This window comes from Peribacillus folii (assembly GCF_030271255.1).
In the GTDB taxonomy this organism is placed as follows: Bacteria; Bacillota; Bacilli; order Bacillales; family DSM-1321; genus Peribacillus.
The window spans coordinates 58,841-76,384 of sequence record NZ_JASJOM010000005.1 but is presented as its reverse complement, the minus strand read 5'-3'; the positions used below and the strand labels follow the sequence as shown (position 1 = coordinate 76,384).

Below are 17,544 nucleotides of genomic sequence, written 5' to 3'. Positions count from 1 at the left end.
TTCTCTTTATCCAAACAAGATCGCACTCAGTGTTAATAGATATATTCCTTACTTATTGCCCGGCTTATTCATGTTTCTCGGAATACGGTCAGGGAATGACTCTAAATTATCTTGGCATAATAAAAGAGATTGTTCTGATTTTCACATTTTTAATGGTTCAAGGGTAGAGGCTGATGTTTCAGCCAAAAGAGATTCACACATCAAGGGGGAACTGGGATGGAAAGCAAAACGATCGATATCACCATGAATAGAGGTGGTTACGCGTGTTAAGTATCATTGTTGGCTTAGTATTGCTGATGGCTTTAGCCTATTTGGGATGGTCCATTATTTGGGTAGCGCCATTGGTTGCTGGGGTAGTCGCTTTAATGAGCGGATTGAATGTATTCGATACGTATACAGGCACGTATATGACCGGCCTGGTCGGCTTCGTACAGAAATGGTTCCCGATTTTCTTGCTCGGAGCGATTTTCGGGAAGCTGATGGAAGAAACGGGGGCAGCGAAATCCGTTGCCAAAAAAGTAACGCAGATCATCGGTAAAAAGAGGGCAATCCTTGGGGTACTGATCGCTTCCGCTTTATTGACATATGGCGGCGTTAGCTTATTTGTCGTCGTGTTTGCCGTGTATCCGATTGCGCTGGCTCTATTTAAAGAGGCCAACGTTACGAGAAGGCTGCTTGTACCGACTTTCGCGCTAGGAGCGTTCACGTTCACGATGACGGCGATACCGGGTACACCGCAAATTCAAAACCTGATCCCGATGGATTATTTTCACACGACCCCTACTTCAGGGATGATCATCGGTATCGTCACTTCATTGATCATGGCAGTTGGCGGGTACTTCTGGTTATCCTACAGGGAAAAATCACTATCGGCCAAGGGAGAAGGGTTCATCGCAACGGACGATTCCGTTTCAGCTTCTGCTGAGGACGAAAAAATCCCGAACTGGATCTTGTCCCTGGTACCGCTGCTGATTGTTGTCCTATTACTTAACGTTGTAAAATTAGAGCCGATTTATGCCTTATTATTAGGGGTCCTGAGCATTATGCTCATTAATATCAAGGATTATAAGAAGTTCATTTTCTCTGTGAACGAAGGAGCCAAAGGATCGGTGATGGCGATCCTGAATACAAGTGCTGCGGTTGGATTCGGTGCGGTCATTGCGGTCATACCGGCATTCGATAACATCACATCCTGGCTGCTCAATATTTCCAGCAATCCGCTCGTTGCCGAATCACTTGCCGTCCAGATCATGGCGATCATTACAGGTTCTGCTTCAGGCGGTATGGGGATTGCGCTTAATGCGCTTGGCGACACGTTCTACAGCTTGTCGCAATCGACGGGCATCAGTCCGGACGTATTCCACAGAATGGCCGCAGTTGCCTCAGGAGCATCCATTTTCCCTAACAACGGCGCGCTTTTGACCCTTTTGGCCGTTACAGGTCTGACACATAAAGAAACATATAAGGATGTATTCATGGTAGCCTTCATCATCCCGACCATTGCGATGATCGTCGGTATCATCATGGGTGCCATCGGTATTGTCTAATCATTATACACTAGGAGGAAATTTATCATGGTTGAAAACAAAGTCGTCATCATTACAGGTTCTGCTCGCGGGATTGGATTTGAAATCGGGAAACATTTCGCTCAAAGCGGTGCGAAAGTGGTTCTTTCCGACATTAATGAAGAAATGGTAAAGGAAGCGGCTGCGTCCCTTAAAGCAGAAGGCTTCGAATCGATCGGTATTAAAGCTGATGTAACGAAAGAAGAAGATATCGTAAACATGGTGAAGGAAGCGAAAGAAACATTCGGTTCGGTAGACATCGTCATCAACAATGCCGGCTTACAGCACGTATCGCCAATCGAGGAATTCCCGACAGAAAAATACGAATTGATGATCAAAATCATGCTGACTGCACCGTTCATGCTAACGAAAGCCGTATTCCCGATCATGAAGGAACAAGGCTTCGGCCGCATCATTAACGTCTCTTCCATTAACGGAGTCATAGGCTTCGCAGGTAAAGCGGCGTACAACAGTGCGAAACACGGAGTCATCGGCCTAACGAAGGTTGCTGCCCTGGAAGGTGCAGAGCACGGAATCACGGTCAACGCTTTATGCCCTGGCTATGTGGATACACCACTTGTTCGCGGACAAATGGCAGACCTCGCGAAAACACGCAATGTTCCGCTTGAGGATGTTTTGGCAGAAGTCCTTCTTCCATTAGTGCCTCAAAAACGTTTGCTGGATGTTAGTGAAATTGCTGACTATGCCTTGTTCTTGGCAAGCGATAAAGCGAAAAGTGTCACAGGGCAAGCTGTTGTCATCGATGGCGGCTACACAGCTCAATAATTTGAAGTAACGTATAACAAAACTGAAGGTGAACCTTTCCGTCAAAAAAAGAATGTGATGGAGAGGTTCACTTTCGGCGTATATATGGATAAGTTGGGGGAATTTTTCAAAGTTGGATTAAAGGGGGATTTACATGGACTTACTGATTATACTGCTGTCGCTGGGACTGCTGATGTTTGCAGCCTATCGCGGGTATTCCGTCATATTATTTGCACCCATCTTTGCACTATTACCGGTCTTTTTCATCGATCCGGGCAACATCCTACCGTTCTATTCGGGTGTATTCATGGAAAAGATGGTCATTTTCATAAAAAACTATTTTCCTGTCTTCTTATTAGGCGCCATCTTTGGGAAAATCATTGAAATGTCGGGAATCGCCGAATCGATTGCGAAGACGATCGTACGCTTGATCGGGGCCAAACAAGCGATGCTGACGATTGTCCTTTTAGGGGCGATCCTAACCTATAGCGGCGTGAGCTTATTCGTTGCGGTATTCGCGATTTATCCTTTTGCCGTTCAATTGTTCAAGCAAGCCGACATCCCGAAAAGGCTGATGCCTGCCACCATCGCACTTGGTGCATTCACCTTCACGATGGATGCTTTGCCAGGTACGCCGCAAATCCAGAATGTCATTCCAACGGCCTTCTTTGGAACGGACATTTATGCCGCGCCGATCCTTGGCATCATCGGGGCCATTGTCGTCCTAGCGGTTGGTTTAACTTATTTGGAAAGCAGTAAAAGGCGCGCCAAGAAAGCCGGAGAAGGCTATTACGGCATGCCAGAGCAAAAGAAGGCAGCCGCTGTATCGGAAAAAGGCGAGCCGTCTGCGGATTTGCAAACGAGCCAATCTGCAATCCGGCAGATTTTAGCTTTCGTCCCGCTTGGTTTAGTAGCGCTCATGAACAATTATCTGACCAAAGCGATACCGGAATGGTACCCGAATGGATTTGATTTTTCGGCCATCGGACTCGACGCCTACTCCGTTGATGTAACCGCCACCGCTGCCATCTGGGCGGTAGAAATCGCCTTGGTCGTCGGCATCATCACCGCCCTTGCCTATGATTGGAAGCGAGTGACGAAAAACATGAAGGAAGGCCTGAACACCAGTATTGGCGGCTCCTTGCTTGCCGTGATGAACACAGGCTCCGAGTACGGCTTCGGCGGAGTCATTGCCGCCCTCCCTGGATTCGCCAAAATCAGCGACGGCATCTCCGGCGTATTCTCCAATCCGCTCGTCAATGGCGCTGTCTCCACCAGCGCACTCGCTGGCATAACCGGATCCGCATCAGGAGGGATGGGAATTGCACTAAGCGCCATGGCCGACAAATACAACCAAGCCATCGCCGCGGCAAACATCTCACCCGAAGTGATGCACCGCGTCGTCGCCATGGCATCAGGCGGCATGGACACCCTTCCGCATAACGGAGCCGTCATCACCCTGCTTGCCGTCACCGGACTAACGCACCGCCAATCATACGGCAGCATCTTCATCATCACCGTCATCAAATCACTCGCTGTCTTCGTCATCATCGCCCTCTACACCTGGTTTGGCCTCGTGTAAGGATGAAACAGCACGAACTCGCGAGTAAAAGTGCCAATTTGGCGAGAAAAACGCCCGAATTGGCGAGTAAAAGTCCCAAATTGGCGAGTAAAGCGCTTAAACTCGCGAGTAAAGCTCCGAAATTCGCGAGTAAAGCGCTTAAACTGGCGAGAAAAACGCCCGAAATGGCTAGTAAAGCGCCGAAACTCGCGAGAAAAACACTCAAACTGGCGTGTAATGCACTTAAACTCGCGATTAAAGGACCCAAATTAGCGATAAAACGCTTAAATGCCCAGTAAAAACGTAGGAACGGAAGAGAAAAACGCCCTAATTAGACTAAAACATGAATTGGCGAGTAAAGGTGCGAAATTGGCGAGTAAAGCGCTTGAACTCGCGAGTAAAGCATCCAAACAGAGGAGTAAAACGCAGAATTTGCCCCTGCAAAGTAAGGCAACGAATGCTTCCACACAAAATGGGGGAAGGTAAATATAAGCTTTACATTTAAACGGCGGAGAGGGATGGTAGTATGGATCGTACGCTTGGATACTTACGTGAGATTTTGTCTAACTATACGGACCAATATCCTGCAGCGCAGGGAATATATAATAAAATCAAAGATGGACATCTTCATTCCGAAGAAGGTCTCATCAATGAGCTTACCGGTAAAGAAGCCAGCTTCCTGAATCATATTCTGCCTCAGGAAATCAAGCATGCCAAAGATTGTAGTGATTCGGAGCGGGTCACTCAATTATCGGAGGTATATGAATTGATTTTGATGTAATAAAACCTTGTCCATGGTATGCATGGACAAGGTTATTTTTTATTCCATTTCGCTTAGTTTATCCATGTGGCTTGCGATCATGGCGATAATGGTGCTTGCTTCTTCCTTGCTGAAGATAAAGTTGGTTTCATCTTTTAACAAATCATCATCCACGGTTCGAATTCGATTGATTCGCTTTAGGACGCCATCACCGGTTTCCTGAACGATTCCGAATTGATAGGTGACCTCCACTTCATTTTCCTTGATATAAGCGGTCACTTCTGGAGTTTCCCAATCGACATCAATTTCGTAAATTTCGGCATCTTCATTTTCCAATACATCAGCTTCATCCCCCAAATAGAGATGGAGGCTTTCGTGGACAGCATCCACGATATCTTCGATGTCCGCTAAAACCAACTTGCTGACCTGTCCTAATTCCTGATCGAAGGATTCAAGATAAAATTCTTCATTATGAGGATCGAAAAACACCGAAGCAAAATAATCCCGTTCATGATCATCCAGCTCCGAATAAAATTCGATGCGTGGATGCTTGGATCCCCGCTCCACGACCATGCTGCCATTGCGGCCGTATTCCTCGCAAATTGAAGTAAGATGATCCTGCAATTCCCCGCTTATTCTATCGAACCATTCTAATGACATGACTGATCCACTTCCTTTCTCGATTATTATTTCCCATTAAAAGGAGAACATATCGTTCCAGTTAAAGCCAAATCCCAACTTTTTGATCAGCTCATGCTACTTTCAGCCCGGAAAAGTTTATATAGAGTGCGAAAGGGGGTGAGAGACATGGCCAAACAAATTCCAGTATCCAGTACGCTCCGGATGGATTTTGAAACAGGGCTAAATGAAAAAGGGACCATTGCCTTCAAACGCAGATCCTTCACGAACATCAAGACCGAAGCAACCGCTGATCAGCTATTTTCAGCAGCTGCCGCGATCGCAAGCGTGCAGAATTTTCCATTGGGCGAAGTGACGAGGGTCGATACCTTTTCATTGATTGGCTGATTGCTTGAAATGGTTTAAAAGGAGGTGATGTCAAATGGCTAAAATGCTGGAGATGATATTCGAGACGGAAGAAGGAAAAGCGGCGACGATTGCCGTAGAGAATCCGAAGAATCCGGTTCAGGTAAATACGGTCAAACAGGCTATGGAACAAGTGATTGCCGGCAATGTCTTTCTTTCCGCCTCAGGTGGTTTCGTTGGCGTGAAGGGAGCACGGCTTGTAGAGCGGAATGTCGAGGATTTGGAGCTTGACTGACTCAATTGACCGTTCACCCTGAAGGAGAGGTGAAGAAGAAAGTGGATCAAATCCTGCCATTTGTCAGTGAAATTGGGTTTCCGATCATTGTTACCCTTTATTTGCTTCATCGAATTGAAACAAAACTGGATACCTTGAACGAAACGCTTGTTGAACTGCCGATTCGCCTGCGAGAAGGGATTCCCAAATCGGATTAAGGAGAAGGCCGGAGCACCATGGATGATAGCATTCATGGTGCTCTTGCAAGTGTAATACCGTTGAAAAATAACCGTTTTAATAGATTCTAGTTTTAACTCAAAACGATCGGGTATACATAAAACTGTAGCTAGTCCATGGAAAATCCACATAATAAGGAGGAATTTTTAATGACTAACAACAATGAAAAAATGAGCCGTGAAGAAGCAGGACGTAAAGGCGGAGAAGCAACAGCGAAGAATCATGATAAGGCATTCTATCAGGAAATCGGCCAAAAGGGCGGAGAAGCGACATCCGACAGCCATGGCAAGGAATTCTATCAGGAAATCGGCGAAAAAGGCGGAGAGGCACGGGCCCATCAACGAGATGGCAACGGCAGCTCTGACGGATCCAGTAATGGGAAGATGAGCCGTGAAGAAGCAGGACGCAAGGGCGGGGAGAAAAGCCGCCGTTAAATATAGCAGAAAATATCAGTGAAACGCATAAATGACCGAGGGGAAATCGATTCCCTCGGTTTTTTCATGTCAGCAGTTCCCACCTGCCAGCACATCGTAAAGTGTGTTCGATGTTCAAAATGGGTAAAGTAAAAAAAAAAGATACACCTATCAAAGGAAGAGGTGTTGAAAATGTTGATGACTCATTTTTCTTTTCCGTGCTTAAAACAGCTTGGAGGTAAAATCAGGACCAGGCAATCACTGCTTGCACTCGGTATTGCAGGCATCGCTTATCTTGCTTCACATAAGAGGCTGCATCGGGCGAAAATCGAGACGACGTCGTTGATGTGCAGGATTGAAAGGAAAATGGATGCCATAAAGCTTGTCTGGCCAGATGAAGGGCAGTCCTACCGGGTGTTTAGAGGTCCGCAGCTCATCTACAGCGGAACCGACCCTTATGTAGCGGACCAAAGGCTGGATGCAGGAACCATTTATTCGTATATGATTGAAAGCCTGACCGAGGAAAAGCAGGTCAAAAACAGGATGAAGGTACAGACATCGACGACGCCCGAGAACAAGAAAGAAGATAATATCCTTTTGGATCTTGTCTTTACGACGATAGTCGCGAAGGGTCAAACCAGTCTTGAATGGGAGCCCATCAAAGGGATAAAAGCCTATAAAATTTACCGGAACAACGTGCTGGTCGGAATGGTGAATGGCTGCTCCTTCAGTGATCGGAGTATTCGTGAAGACCAAGAATATACGTACACCATCAAGGCAAGGCGGCCCCTCCCGCGTTCGGAGCAGGAAACATATGCCGTTAAATCATTCTTGGCGAGTATGGTCGGAGTCTTTAAAAAAGGCTCTTCCCAAGCACAGGCGGCGATTGAGGAGATAACGAATACGAAGAAGGTAGCACCCGTGAAGCAGCTATTGCAGTCGGGGAAAGAAAATAAGGCGGGTGGCCAAAAACTAAGGCATTGGCAGCTTCGCTATTCCACCTTTTTACCGGAGGAGTGGCTGAAGAACCCCAACGTTGCTTCCAAGGTTCCATATTTTAAAGGAGACAACCGGGATTTCGATCCCGATTCACTCCGCTATAGAACCAGGGTCGATGTGGCGATTCATGAGAAGGAGAAGGATGCAGAAATCGAGTTTTCCAAAGCGGTGGGGAAAAGTGAGGCGTACGACAAGAATCGTGTTTTCATGGAAGAAGGTGTGGCATCTGACGAAGACATCCAAGTGAAGCACCTTTTAGCCAATCAGGAAAAAACGACGATTCAGCTGACACACTCTGTAGGCAATCCGATCATCCTTTCTCCTGCCGTGGATTATAAAGTGATCGGGACCTTTTACAGAAATGGGGAAATCAATATTGCCGGCTATCATGATCAGGCCCCCCATCATGAAGTGTACCTAAAAGAAACGGATGAGCCACAATGGGAGCCCCTGCATCAAGCGAAGAGCAAAGGCCTTGAAATGATGGCCCGCCCGACGGCCAATCACCTATGGAGATATTCCACTTTTACACAATGAAAAGGACGGGGAGCCGAAAATGGTTCCCCGTCCTTCTTCATTTCTTATAAAAAGCGCTTCCGAACACTAGGCGATGGCAGCATACAGCTTTCTTCCTTCTTCCCAAACCATTTGTACCGGTTTTTGGCAATGAAGTCATAAACCATATTCCGGATGAAGCTTGGAACGACGATGAAACCGTAACACAGCTTCCATGCCCCTTGTAACCTGCGGGAAATCCTCAAGGCTGCAGACGATTGATAATAGGCCCGATCCTTCTCGATCAGCACCATGCTATCAATGTCCACAGGAACATCGTACTTTTTCAGCAGCTCCTGCCCTGCCTCGCTTTGAAGCGAAGCAAAATGAAAAAGCCCCTTCGGATCCCGCTTTATAATGAACTGCACGCTCGCATCACAAAAGTTGCAATCCCCATCAAACAATATCACCGGATTCATGAACATTCCTCCTAAAGAGAGACGTTTATTCCTTTCCTGCCTATATCATACACTACCCGTTTTGGGAAAGCGAAAACGTATGGGGGTTGATGAAAACTTTAAGTATCATACCTGAAGTACAGCAAGTTCATCCATTTTTATCGGACTTTACAACAAATTCTATACGTAATAAAAATACGAAAACTTGCTACTCTGTATAAAATAATGATATACAAAATTTAAATAAATAAGTAATATTACCCTGTTTTAGGAGATTTTTAGTTGTTTTTAATCAAAAGTCTGATAATATAGTACTTTGATTCATGTATTATAGTAAATATTGGGAAGAAGTTAAGATAATGGAAATTAAAATCAAAAGGAAAAGTAAATTATTTAAAATCACCGCGACTTGTGTTTTCGCTGCAGCTGTATTATGTACAGTTCCGAATTCATCGTTTGCCGCAGAGGGTGGCTGGACAGAAGGGGAAGGCAGTTGGATTTCAACGAATTCCCAACAAGTTTCAACGTTCGCAGCAGCTTCTAAGCCGCAAAGTCACAAAGCCACCATCGAGACGCAAACGAAAAGTACATACGTAGCTAAGCGTGTTGTCGCGCGTACGAGCTGGAAAGGAGTTAAGCATTATTCAAGAGCGAGATTTGAGGGAATGTTTGGAGTTCAAGGAGATAGTTATAGAGTATACGGCACAGGTTCAACGGTAGCTAAAAGTAAATATATTGATCCAGTCGGAGCAGTTGCGAAGACTTACTGGGGGAAATAAATGATATAGAGTAGGAGATGGTCTTTTTACCATTTCTTACTCTATATCCAATATTATATATTATGAAAAAACATCATTTTTTTACTCCCGAGTATATGATTTATTTGCTTCTATTACATTTGTGCTGTATGGCTATCGGTTACTTCTTATCTTATATTGATAAAGTCAATATGGTTAACAATGGTTATGTGAATAGCAAGTCCATATCGTTTACAACGCAAAAGCCGCTATTTCCTATTGTAGTGGATCAAGATAATTATTTGTTATATCAATCACATCCTGAATCTCCTAATCTGAAACATGTTGTATTGAGTGGAAACGTTCCTTTACCTCCCATTCATTATTCTGAGAAATATGATGTATTTTCTGCTAAAAAGAAGGTAGCGATTATCGGAGAAAATGTGTCAATGAAGAATGTGCCAAGTGATTATCAGGTTATTGGAAACTTTGCTTATTCAAATTCCTACAAACTGAACCATGATATTTGGCTAATATCCAATGTTAATCATATAGATACGAAAAACGGCGGATTTTTTACGTTCAGCAGTCCCGAAAAGGATGTTGATAAAATTTTAAAACGGAATGTAATGATAAGTTCTTTTCGAGAAATAAATCTTGATGATTACGGAACATATTCCGTAAGTTCAAATAAAACGATCATTCTTGCGTTACAAATAGCACTGATCTTTCTAACGGTTATCTTTATTTTTGTTGGTTCTAATTGGGTGATGAAAGATCAATCTATTTTCAGGGTCCTGTATCTATCAGGTAAAGATTTTTCTGTGTTTTTTACTGTTTTACAATATAAATTAGCGCCATACATTTGTTTAACAGTAGCATTTGTTACGTTAGATTATTTATTTAACAAATATGTTCATGTCTTTTGGTCTGATATGTGGTTAATCTCTATAAGGTACCTCTTAATTGGCTGTATGCTCTACTTAATTGGTCTTAGCTTGTTTGTAATCATTTACTCTACACAAAGAAAAGGTGGAAACAGGTTTTGACGGTGTTTTGGATATTATTTAAACAAAATCGTTTTTTTAATGTATTAATACTGCTGATCGCTATCTTGTTTTTTTTCTTAGTTTTAATGTTAGTCGTAAATTTGAATCAGGCTAGCATTGAAACACGGACTGTTTCAAACTTTGAAGGCAAGAATGTCTATCAGCTATCTGATGATTTAATTGAGAGCAAGGAAACACAATTTTTTTCTAGTGTCGATGGTTATGACACCTTAAGTAAGTTCAACAATGAACTAACAACTTCTTCAAAGTTTATTATCTACACAGACAACTGGCAGCCGATCGAATTGGCGGATTTTAAGGGAGATCGTTCATTTGATCCTTATTATCAGGATGGAGATGAACAGACCCCCCCTATCAAGCAAAATGGCCATGTCTATACGAGTGTTCTCTCCTTACAGATTAATGATTCTGTATTCGATCTTAACGCCCTGCAAGTATTGAAAGGAAGAAAGTTCACCAAGAAAGAGTACATATATAACAGCGATACAAAAACAATACCAGTCATTCTTGGTCATGATTATTCCCGTATGTATAAGCTCGGTGACGATTTGAATATTTTAATTTATGGAGAAGAATTTAAAGGCCATATCATAGGTTTCTTTGGATCTTCACAAAAAATAATGACCGCAAACGAGCCTGAAGTGATATTAGATAAATATATAATATTGCCAGCGTTAACTTTCAAAACAGAGGTTTCGAATTATTTACCGAAAGATCCTGATGCGCAAATGTTCTTTAGTGCTACATTATATGCTACAGCTAATAGTCTATTAATTACAGAAGCTTCACCTTTAGAAATTAGAAAAGATATGGAATATATCGCTAAATCTTCAGGGTTCAAAGAGTTTCAGATCATTGGTGCAAGTGGTATCGCTATCGACACTTTATTCAGTATGACAAAAGCAAATCTTACACTTATTTATCTGGCCATTGCGATCACTTTTTTTATAGCGCTTTGTGCATATACGTATATTCATTATTTGAAAGTAAAGAGCAATATAGATACTTATTCTGTTTTACTCATTAGCGGTGCCGATATGGATTCTATAAGAAATTCCATAATAGCAGAATTTTTGTTGAGTAGTATGATTGGCATCATCTTTCCAGTAATCCCGTTTGCTTTATTGCTAAGTGGGTCATTCTCATTTTTAATTAATTATCTTTTTGTTAGCGTAATCTTTTTAATCATCATGTTGATAATCATTCGAATAGCCGTTAAAAAAGTATATGCTAAAGTTGATATCGTTCAACAGTTAAAGAGGTGAGTCAATGTCTAAAATCATGTTAAATAACCTATCAAAATCGTATAAAAACAAAGCTATATTTCATAATGTGAATGTAATGGTAGAACCAGGAAACATGATTGCAATTAAGGGGAAAAGTGGAGTGGGAAAAAGCACGCTGCTTAATATTATTGCAGGGCTGGAGACAGCTACCTCTGGATCATATCGATTGGATGACATGGATATGGAAAAAAAGAATTTAAATCAACTAGCTAAAGTAAGAGGAGATCGCATAGGTTATATTTCGCAATTCAGTCCGATGATAGCTAAGTTAACGGCTTACGAAAATATTTGTATTCCACTAATCTTTAAAAAGAAAAATGGGAAATTAGAAGTAGCGAACATGAAGAAGATTGTGGAGTTAAGTAAGTTGTTTCAAGTCCATCATTTATTAAATGAAAAAATCAAAAAATTATCTGGGGGAGAGATCCAGAGAGTGGGAATTATTCGTTCAATAATAAGCAATCCTGCGTTAATCGTAGCTGATGAACCAACGGGTTCGCTGGATGACGAAACAACTTCAATCATATTGAACTTCTTCCAAGAGGCAAAATCGAATGGAACAACGATTATATTGGCAACGCATAGTCAATTGGTAGCTGATCAAAGTGATGTTGTCTATAATTTGACGAGTGGTGGACTTCATTTAGAATAGTAAATAATACAATACTTTCAATTATAGGTTTCCTCGGCTGCATCCAGGGAACCTTTTTGGGAGCTTTGAGATAGGGGTATCAACACTGTACAGTGGACCTAGTTCACAGGGGGTAACTCTCTTAAAGAACAATCAGGTGCTTAGCTGGAGATCGAAGCTGTTTTTATCACAGCACCCTTGTTGTCAGCAATTGGCTCGGCTCAGCGGTACAACCTTGTTTTAGGCCCGCGGATACAACCGACCTTTGATTATCGTTACGATCGAATCGCTTGGCATCAATCCGATCTTTTATTATTTGATCTAAGAATAACACAATCAGAACAAATGTTCCAGTGTTTAGGAAAAAATATTACATTTTTTTGAAAAAATATTCAATGTTAAGTGAACGGCAGGATAAAAGAAAATTTCTTTTATCCTTTTCATTTTGTCACCCTGCAAATTGGCAGGATGGCAGAAGTCAGGTAGCTGGCAAATATGCAGTCCAAAACCAAAATGAATCACCGATGAGCAATAAAAGCATGATGGAGAATACAAGAATATAAGAGTTCCCTTTTATCATGGATACCTTGAACCTTTTTAGCTTCATTTTACACGAAGCCGAAATTTGCAGGAATGGGAATTACAATGATCGACCCCGAAGCCAGGAACGTCAAGTGGGCTCGCCTGAAAGGAGGTTCCCAAAAAGTTTCAATTTATTATTGTGTCATTATCTTGATTAGAACATAAGGTGAAGTAACCCTTTTAATTATTTTACTTTTAAAACATGAAGGAGATGTTTCTATTGTCTAATTGTGGTCATGATTCAAATTGCGGTTGCGATAACGGTGTTGGAGGTTTTGGTGGCGGTTTCGCTTTTATAGTCGTATTGTTCATCTTATTAATCATTGTCGGGGCGGCTTGCTTCGGCGGCGGTGGAGATAACGGTGGCGGTTATGGCAACGTTCAGGGGTATGGCGGGTACTGCTAAAGAATGAAGAAAAGCCGACCTTTTACGGGTCGGCTTCTTTTATGTTTTACCTCTATCGTGACGTGAGCGTTACAACGGAATCGATCATTTCATCCCAGTCTTCACGGTGAATTTCATGCCCTGACCCTTCAAGAGTCACCAATTGAGCTTGCGGGATGGCTTTTGCAAGCGCAAGTCCATGTTCGTATGGCAAGGCTGGATCTTCTGTGCCGTGGATGATGAGGACAGGCGCTGTGATCTCACCCATCCTATCGTAATATTCGTCCCCGCCGGCAAGCATGGCATGATTGAATCTGCTCGGCAGCTGTTTGGCGCGTTCCGCTTCTCTTTTAGCCAGTTTATACATTCGTTCCTGCTCATAAGATTTGGAGCCGGCCAGCGTTTTCCATCCATCCGCAAGAAAGGTGATGGCCGACTCCTTGTTTGCCCAATCAACGGAAGCGCTTTTCGCGTGGTGATCCAATATGCGTTGGTCCATTGGCGGCAGTTCTTCCATTACAGTCCCGAACACGCTTGATGCGATCAGCGTAAGCGTAGTGACGCGTTCCGGATATCTCAAAGCAAGGATTTGGCCGATCAGTCCGCCTAAGGACATGCCGACGATATGAGCTTGCTCGATGGAATAAGCGTCCAGGACACCCGCGGCATCGTCAGCCATGTCCGTTATCGTATAGTTGGAAGTACCGGGTTCATAAACGGTCGATCGTCCCAAATCCCGATGATCGTACCGAATGACAAACCTCCCCTGGTCGGCGAGGCGAATGCAAAAGTCCTCATCCCACCAATCTAAAGAAGACATCGCTCCCATGATCAAAAGCACGGCTGGGTCTTTGGCGTTTCCGAAACTTTCCGTACATATATCGACTTTATTTATTTTCAGGATCTGTTCACTCATATTTTTACCCCCGTATGAAAGATTCTATTGCGCAAATCAATACATTCTGTCCGGAGCATGATGGGCCTGCCCTTTAATCATTTCAGTCCAACCCACTTAATCATCATGACGAGGCCTCCTTTTTTTGTAGAAGGGATGCTTCCCATATTACTGTAACATGGGAGAGTTCTTGGTGCCACTAAAATTTTCCACATATTACCTCGTTTATGAGGAGCCTGGATAGAGAAAGGCCCGTCTGAAGACACCAATGGTGCCATTCATACGGGCCTTTTGCAGAGGTATTTTTCTGTTATTGAGCTGTATATCCGCCGTCCAATACGACTGCCTGCCCAGTGACACCCCGTGCTTTGTCGCTGGCGAGGAAGATGGCATAGTCGGCTATTTCACTTACATCCAAAAGGCGTTTTTGAGGCACTAACGGAAGAAGGACTTCTGCCAATACATCCTCGAGCGGCACGTTGCGTGTTTTCGCCAAGTCTGCCATCTGACCGCGGACGAGAGGGGTGTCGACGTAACCAGGGCAGAGGGCATTGACGGTTATGCCGAATGAGGCGCTTTCCAAGGCAGCGACCTTCGTTAATCCAATCACCCCGTGTTTTGCGCTATTGTACGCCGCTTTGTTGGCAAAGCCAATGAGACCGTTGATGGACGAGATGTTGATGATTCGGCCGAAGCCTTGTTCTTTCATGATGGGCAAGACATTCTTGATTGCGATGAATGGGGCGGTCAGCATGATTTTGATCATCAGCTCGAACTTTTCGGTTGGAAACTCTTCAATCGGTGCAACATGCTGAAGGCCCGCGTTATTAATGAAAATATCAATTCGTCCATATTTATCTTTAGTTTGCTTGATCAGCTGGATGATATCCTCCTCGACCGTTACATCCGCTTTCAAGCCGGTAACGTCCAAGCCTTTGTTCCTTAAATCCGCAGCAGCCTTTTCAACGGTGCTTTGATCAAGATCGGACAAAACGACCTTTGCGCCATTTTCGGCAAAAATCTTACCGATCTCAAACCCGATACCTCTGGCAGCTCCGGTAATGACCGCCACTTTATTGTTAACCATTTTACATTCCTCCAAAAAAAATGTAATGGTTCAATCTGTCGATTTAATTTCTCTAAGTACTGCTGGAAATGAATAGGGAAGGTATAAAAATATGGTTTAGGTTAATGAGTAAGAGTCTATCATGGTTTGCCCCAGAACAAAAGAATTTTGTTTTCTTTTTAGAGGTGGCACGAATGTTGCATGTATAAAAGGGGAGGACATAAACGGAAGGGGAATAAAGATGATAAAAAAAATAGCGATCATCGGGTCGGGTGTCATGGGAAGTAGCATCGCTCAGTCTTTTGCCGTCAGCGGATACGCGGTCACGATTAACGATATAAAGGAAGAGCTGTTATCACATGCCGAAAATCGAATGGCTGACAATCTATCACTGCTGATGGAGGAAGGTGTGCTGACCGATCAGGATAAGCAACGCGCCATGGGTAACATCACATATCAGGTAGATTTGGAAACGGCCATAAGGGACGCCGATTTTATCATCGAGGCGATTCCGGAAGTCATCGAGTTGAAGTGGAATTTATATCAGGAAATGGAGACCATCATCAAACCGGATGCCATTGTAGCTTCCAATACATCGACGTTTCCGATATCCCAATTGATGGAGAAGGCGACGTTTGCCGACCGGATGGTCATCACCCATTTCTTCAATCCCGGGCACTTGGTTCCATTGGTGGAAATTGTGCAGCATGGAGAAACAAAGCCGGAAATCGTCCAGGTCACCCTTGATTTGATGCGCAAAATCGGCAAGTCTCCGATTCTCTTGAACAAAGAAATACCAGGCTTCATTGCCAATCGCCTCCAGACTGCCTTGATGCGCGAAGCGTTTTACCTATTAAAAGAAGGGGTTGCCAGTGCTGCGGATATCGATACGGCGATAACGGCGGGACCAGGCTTTCGATGGGCATTTACCGGGCCGATCGAGATTGCAGATTTTGGCGGGTTGGATACATGGCAGCGGGTGTTTGATAACGTTTCTCCCGTGCTGGACCAAAGTAAGCAAGCGCCTGTATTGATCCGTGAGTTGGTGGAGGAAGGGAAGCTTGGGGCGAAGTCTGGAGAAGGGATCTTTACGTATGAAGCAAGTTCCGCTTCCGAGAAAATCAATCAGCGGGATCGTAATTTCATTAAACTAGGAAAATTAAAACGGGAAAAGGAGGAAGTAAGATGAGAGAAGTAGTGATAGTAGGGGCAGCGAGGACACCGGTCGGTACGTTTGGAGGAAGCCTTGCCAATGTTTCGGCTGTTGAATTGGGGGTTGTGGCAGCGAAGGAAGCGATCAAGCGGGCGAAAATCCCGGCTGATTTGATCGATGAGGTATTGGTCGGGAATATCCTATCTGCCGGATTAGGGCAAAACGTGGCACGTCAGGTTGCGATTCATGCAGGCATTCCGGAAACGACGCCGGCAATGGCCGTTAATAAACTTTGCGGGTCTGGACTCCGGACGGTCATCATGGGCGCACAATTCATTGCCCTCGGTGATGCGGATGTGATCCTTGCAGGAGGGATAGAGAGTATGAGCAATGCCCCATACTTGCTTCCAAATTATCGTTTTGGCCAGAAAATGGGGAATGCCGAAGCGGTGGATTCCATGACGTATGACGCCTTAACGGATGTTTTCAATCAGTATCATATGGGCGTGACTGCGGAAAATATTGCCGAGCAGTGGGAAATCAGCCGGGAAAAGCAGGACGAATTCGCGTTAAATAGCCAAATGAAGGCTGAAAAGGCCCAGCTTGAAGGCCGGTTTGCAGATGAAATCGCCCCTGTTGAATATAAACGCCGCGGAAAGACGATCTTGGTGGATCAGGATGAACATCCACGGCATGGGCTGACAATCGATCAGCTAACGAAGCTGCGCCCTGCCTTTAAGGAAAATGGAACGGTGACGGCCGGCAATGCATCGGGAATCAATGATGGGGGAGCGATGCTGGTCCTGATGTCCAAAGAAAAAGCAGACGAGCTTGGCCTGGAAACACTGGCAACCATCAAATCCTATGCAAACGCCGCGCTCGATCCGAAAATCATGGGCTACGGTCCAGTTCCTGCGACAAAAAAAGCTCTAGCGAAAGCGGGAATGACAATCGATGATCTTGATTTGCTGGAAGTGAATGAAGCCTTTGCGGCGCAGTCACTCGCCGTCCTTAATGACCTTGACCTGAATTCGGAGAAAGTGAATGTGAATGGCGGGGCAATTGCCTTGGGTCATCCGGTAGGTGCATCTGGTGCCCGCATCTTAGTGACTTTAATGTATGAAATGAAGCGCAGGGAAGCAAAAACGGGCCTTGCCACCTTATGTATCGGCGGCGGACAAGGAACGGCACTGATTGTGGAGCGATAATGCCTTGGCCTCATTTTCCT

At 44.2% G+C, this 17,544-nt stretch carries 22 protein-coding genes; 18 read left to right on the top strand and 4 right to left on the bottom strand.

The window, feature by feature from the left end; all coding sequences use genetic code 11:
- Positions 1–263: 263 nt before the first annotated feature.
- From QNI08_RS09660 to QNI08_RS09635, 6 genes are all read left to right on the top strand, one after another.
- Positions 264–1,547 carry a GntP family permease gene (locus QNI08_RS09660; RefSeq protein WP_285767221.1) on the top strand — a complete coding sequence of 428 codons (1,284 nt, stop codon included), beginning with the start codon at positions 264–266 and terminating at the stop codon, positions 1,545–1,547.
- Positions 1,548–1,574: 27 nt separating this feature from the next.
- Positions 1,575–2,351, top strand: coding sequence for a 3-hydroxybutyrate dehydrogenase (locus QNI08_RS09655; protein ID WP_285767220.1), 777 nt, complete (start codon positions 1,575–1,577; stop codon positions 2,349–2,351).
- A gap of 133 nt (positions 2,352–2,484) precedes the next feature.
- Positions 2,485–3,912 (top strand): GntP family permease, encoded by a 1,428-nt coding sequence (locus QNI08_RS09650; RefSeq protein ID WP_285767219.1) that lies wholly within the window; start codon positions 2,485–2,487, stop codon positions 3,910–3,912.
- 2 nt (positions 3,913–3,914) lie between these two features.
- Positions 3,915–4,190 (top strand): hypothetical protein, encoded by a 276-nt coding sequence (locus QNI08_RS09645; protein WP_285767218.1) that lies wholly within the window; start codon positions 3,915–3,917, stop codon positions 4,188–4,190.
- Positions 4,180–4,377 carry a hypothetical protein gene (locus QNI08_RS09640; protein ID WP_285767217.1) on the top strand — a complete coding sequence of 66 codons (198 nt, stop codon included), beginning with the start codon at positions 4,180–4,182 and terminating at the stop codon, positions 4,375–4,377. The genes QNI08_RS09645 and QNI08_RS09640 overlap by 11 nt, the downstream gene beginning before the upstream one ends.
- A 40-nt stretch (positions 4,378–4,417) precedes the next feature.
- A complete protein-coding gene (locus QNI08_RS09635) occupies positions 4,418–4,672 on the top strand; it encodes a sigma-G-dependent sporulation-specific acid-soluble spore protein CsgA (protein WP_285767216.1) in 255 nt (84 codons plus the stop codon).
- A 39-nt stretch (positions 4,673–4,711) separates the two neighbouring features.
- On the opposite strand, the gene QNI08_RS09630 is transcribed toward QNI08_RS09635, so the two are convergent.
- The gene (locus tag QNI08_RS09630) at positions 4,712–5,311 is read right to left on the bottom strand and encodes a hypothetical protein (RefSeq protein WP_285767215.1); all 600 of its coding nucleotides are present in this window, start codon (positions 5,309–5,311) and stop codon (positions 4,712–4,714) included.
- 147 nt (positions 5,312–5,458) lie between these two features.
- On the opposite strand from QNI08_RS09630, the gene QNI08_RS09625 reads away from it, so the two are divergent.
- From QNI08_RS09625 to QNI08_RS09605, 5 genes are all read left to right on the top strand, one after another.
- On the top strand, positions 5,459–5,677 hold the full coding sequence (locus QNI08_RS09625) for a DUF1659 domain-containing protein (RefSeq protein WP_285767214.1): 219 nt from the start codon (positions 5,459–5,461) through the stop codon (positions 5,675–5,677).
- A 34-nt stretch (positions 5,678–5,711) separates the two neighbouring features.
- On the top strand, positions 5,712–5,930 hold the full coding sequence (locus QNI08_RS09620; RefSeq protein ID WP_285767213.1) for a DUF2922 domain-containing protein: 219 nt from the start codon (positions 5,712–5,714) through the stop codon (positions 5,928–5,930).
- Positions 5,931–5,959: 29 nt separating this feature from the next.
- Positions 5,960–6,127, top strand: a complete 168-nt coding sequence (locus tag QNI08_RS09615) for a YvrJ family protein (RefSeq protein WP_285767212.1) — start codon at positions 5,960–5,962, stop codon at positions 6,125–6,127.
- A gap of 168 nt (positions 6,128–6,295) precedes the next feature.
- Complete coding sequence (locus QNI08_RS09610) at positions 6,296–6,580, top strand: KGG domain-containing protein (protein WP_285767211.1); 285 nt, start codon at positions 6,296–6,298, stop codon at positions 6,578–6,580.
- 171 nt (positions 6,581–6,751) lie between these two features.
- Complete coding sequence (locus QNI08_RS09605) at positions 6,752–8,095, top strand: DUF3238 domain-containing protein (protein ID WP_285767210.1); 1,344 nt, start codon at positions 6,752–6,754, stop codon at positions 8,093–8,095.
- A gap of 44 nt (positions 8,096–8,139) precedes the next feature.
- Here the strand turns inward: QNI08_RS09605 and QNI08_RS09600 are convergent, their stop codons facing one another.
- A complete protein-coding gene (locus tag QNI08_RS09600; RefSeq protein ID WP_285767209.1) occupies positions 8,140–8,532 on the bottom strand; it encodes a thiol-disulfide oxidoreductase DCC family protein in 393 nt (130 codons plus the stop codon).
- Between the two features lie 338 nt (positions 8,533–8,870).
- Here QNI08_RS09600 and QNI08_RS09595 point away from each other — a divergent pair, with 338 nt between their 5' ends.
- From QNI08_RS09595 to QNI08_RS09575, 5 genes are all read left to right on the top strand, one after another.
- Positions 8,871–9,290 (top strand): hypothetical protein, encoded by a 420-nt coding sequence (locus tag QNI08_RS09595; RefSeq protein WP_285767208.1) that lies wholly within the window; start codon positions 8,871–8,873, stop codon positions 9,288–9,290.
- Positions 9,291–9,418: 128 nt separating this feature from the next.
- The gene (locus QNI08_RS09590) at positions 9,419–10,297 is read left to right on the top strand and encodes a hypothetical protein (protein WP_285767207.1); all 879 of its coding nucleotides are present in this window, start codon (positions 9,419–9,421) and stop codon (positions 10,295–10,297) included.
- Complete coding sequence (locus QNI08_RS09585) at positions 10,294–11,583, top strand: hypothetical protein (protein ID WP_285767206.1); 1,290 nt, start codon at positions 10,294–10,296, stop codon at positions 11,581–11,583. Before QNI08_RS09590 ends, QNI08_RS09585 begins: the two co-directional genes overlap by 4 nt.
- A 4-nt stretch (positions 11,584–11,587) precedes the next feature.
- Positions 11,588–12,256 carry an ABC transporter ATP-binding protein gene (locus QNI08_RS09580; protein WP_285767205.1) on the top strand — a complete coding sequence of 223 codons (669 nt, stop codon included), beginning with the start codon at positions 11,588–11,590 and terminating at the stop codon, positions 12,254–12,256.
- 781 nt (positions 12,257–13,037) lie between these two features.
- Complete coding sequence (locus tag QNI08_RS09575; RefSeq protein WP_285767204.1) at positions 13,038–13,223, top strand: YjcZ family sporulation protein; 186 nt, start codon at positions 13,038–13,040, stop codon at positions 13,221–13,223.
- Between the two features lie 52 nt (positions 13,224–13,275).
- Here QNI08_RS09575 and mleCBF read toward each other — a convergent pair whose 3' ends face one another.
- Entirely contained in the window at positions 13,276–14,118 is an 843-nt protein-coding gene (mleCBF, locus tag QNI08_RS09570) for a CBF family alpha/beta fold macrolide esterase (protein ID WP_285767203.1), read from the bottom strand.
- A gap of 289 nt (positions 14,119–14,407) precedes the next feature.
- A complete protein-coding gene (locus tag QNI08_RS09565; RefSeq protein WP_285767202.1) occupies positions 14,408–15,184 on the bottom strand; it encodes a 3-hydroxybutyrate dehydrogenase in 777 nt (258 codons plus the stop codon).
- Positions 15,185–15,404: 220 nt separating this feature from the next.
- On the opposite strand from QNI08_RS09565, the gene QNI08_RS09560 reads away from it, so the two are divergent.
- Both QNI08_RS09560 and QNI08_RS09555 read left to right on the top strand, forming a co-directional pair.
- On the top strand, positions 15,405–16,352 hold the full coding sequence (locus QNI08_RS09560) for a 3-hydroxyacyl-CoA dehydrogenase family protein (RefSeq protein ID WP_285767201.1): 948 nt from the start codon (positions 15,405–15,407) through the stop codon (positions 16,350–16,352).
- Positions 16,349–17,524 carry an acetyl-CoA C-acetyltransferase gene (locus QNI08_RS09555; protein ID WP_285767200.1) on the top strand — a complete coding sequence of 392 codons (1,176 nt, stop codon included), beginning with the start codon at positions 16,349–16,351 and terminating at the stop codon, positions 17,522–17,524. Before QNI08_RS09560 ends, QNI08_RS09555 begins: the two co-directional genes overlap by 4 nt.
- Positions 17,525–17,544: the final 20 nt, after the last annotated feature.

Excerpts from the sequence above, each read along its gene's own strand:
- QNI08_RS09625 (WP_285767214.1), top strand. The coding sequence starts at position 5,459 with ATGGCCAAACAAATTCCAGTATCCAGTACGCTCCGGATGGATTTTGAA.
- QNI08_RS09610 (WP_285767211.1), top strand. The coding sequence starts at position 6,296 with ATGACTAACAACAATGAAAAAATGAGCCGTGAAGAAGCAGGACGTAAA.
- QNI08_RS09650 (WP_285767219.1), top strand. The coding sequence starts at position 2,485 with ATGGACTTACTGATTATACTGCTGTCGCTGGGACTGCTGATGTTTGCA.
- QNI08_RS09595 (WP_285767208.1), top strand. The coding sequence starts at position 8,871 with ATGGAAATTAAAATCAAAAGGAAAAGTAAATTATTTAAAATCACCGCG.
- QNI08_RS09600 (WP_285767209.1), bottom strand. The coding sequence starts at position 8,532 with ATGAATCCGGTGATATTGTTTGATGGGGATTGCAACTTTTGTGATGCG.
- QNI08_RS09630 (WP_285767215.1), bottom strand. The coding sequence starts at position 5,311 with ATGTCATTAGAATGGTTCGATAGAATAAGCGGGGAATTGCAGGATCAT.
- QNI08_RS09655 (WP_285767220.1), top strand. The coding sequence starts at position 1,575 with ATGGTTGAAAACAAAGTCGTCATCATTACAGGTTCTGCTCGCGGGATT.
- QNI08_RS09555 (WP_285767200.1), top strand. The coding sequence starts at position 16,349 with ATGAGAGAAGTAGTGATAGTAGGGGCAGCGAGGACACCGGTCGGTACG.
- QNI08_RS09590 (WP_285767207.1), top strand. The coding sequence starts at position 9,419 with ATGGCTATCGGTTACTTCTTATCTTATATTGATAAAGTCAATATGGTT.
- QNI08_RS09565 (WP_285767202.1), bottom strand. The coding sequence starts at position 15,184 with ATGGTTAACAATAAAGTGGCGGTCATTACCGGAGCTGCCAGAGGTATC.
- QNI08_RS09560 (WP_285767201.1), top strand. The coding sequence starts at position 15,405 with ATGATAAAAAAAATAGCGATCATCGGGTCGGGTGTCATGGGAAGTAGC.
- QNI08_RS09605 (WP_285767210.1), top strand. The coding sequence starts at position 6,752 with ATGTTGATGACTCATTTTTCTTTTCCGTGCTTAAAACAGCTTGGAGGT.
- mleCBF (WP_285767203.1), bottom strand. The coding sequence starts at position 14,118 with ATGAGTGAACAGATCCTGAAAATAAATAAAGTCGATATATGTACGGAA.
- QNI08_RS09580 (WP_285767205.1), top strand. The coding sequence starts at position 11,588 with ATGTCTAAAATCATGTTAAATAACCTATCAAAATCGTATAAAAACAAA.
- QNI08_RS09640 (WP_285767217.1), top strand. The coding sequence starts at position 4,180 with ATGCCCAGTAAAAACGTAGGAACGGAAGAGAAAAACGCCCTAATTAGA.
- QNI08_RS09635 (WP_285767216.1), top strand. The coding sequence starts at position 4,418 with ATGGATCGTACGCTTGGATACTTACGTGAGATTTTGTCTAACTATACG.
- QNI08_RS09645 (WP_285767218.1), top strand. The coding sequence starts at position 3,915 with ATGAAACAGCACGAACTCGCGAGTAAAAGTGCCAATTTGGCGAGAAAA.
- QNI08_RS09620 (WP_285767213.1), top strand. The coding sequence starts at position 5,712 with ATGGCTAAAATGCTGGAGATGATATTCGAGACGGAAGAAGGAAAAGCG.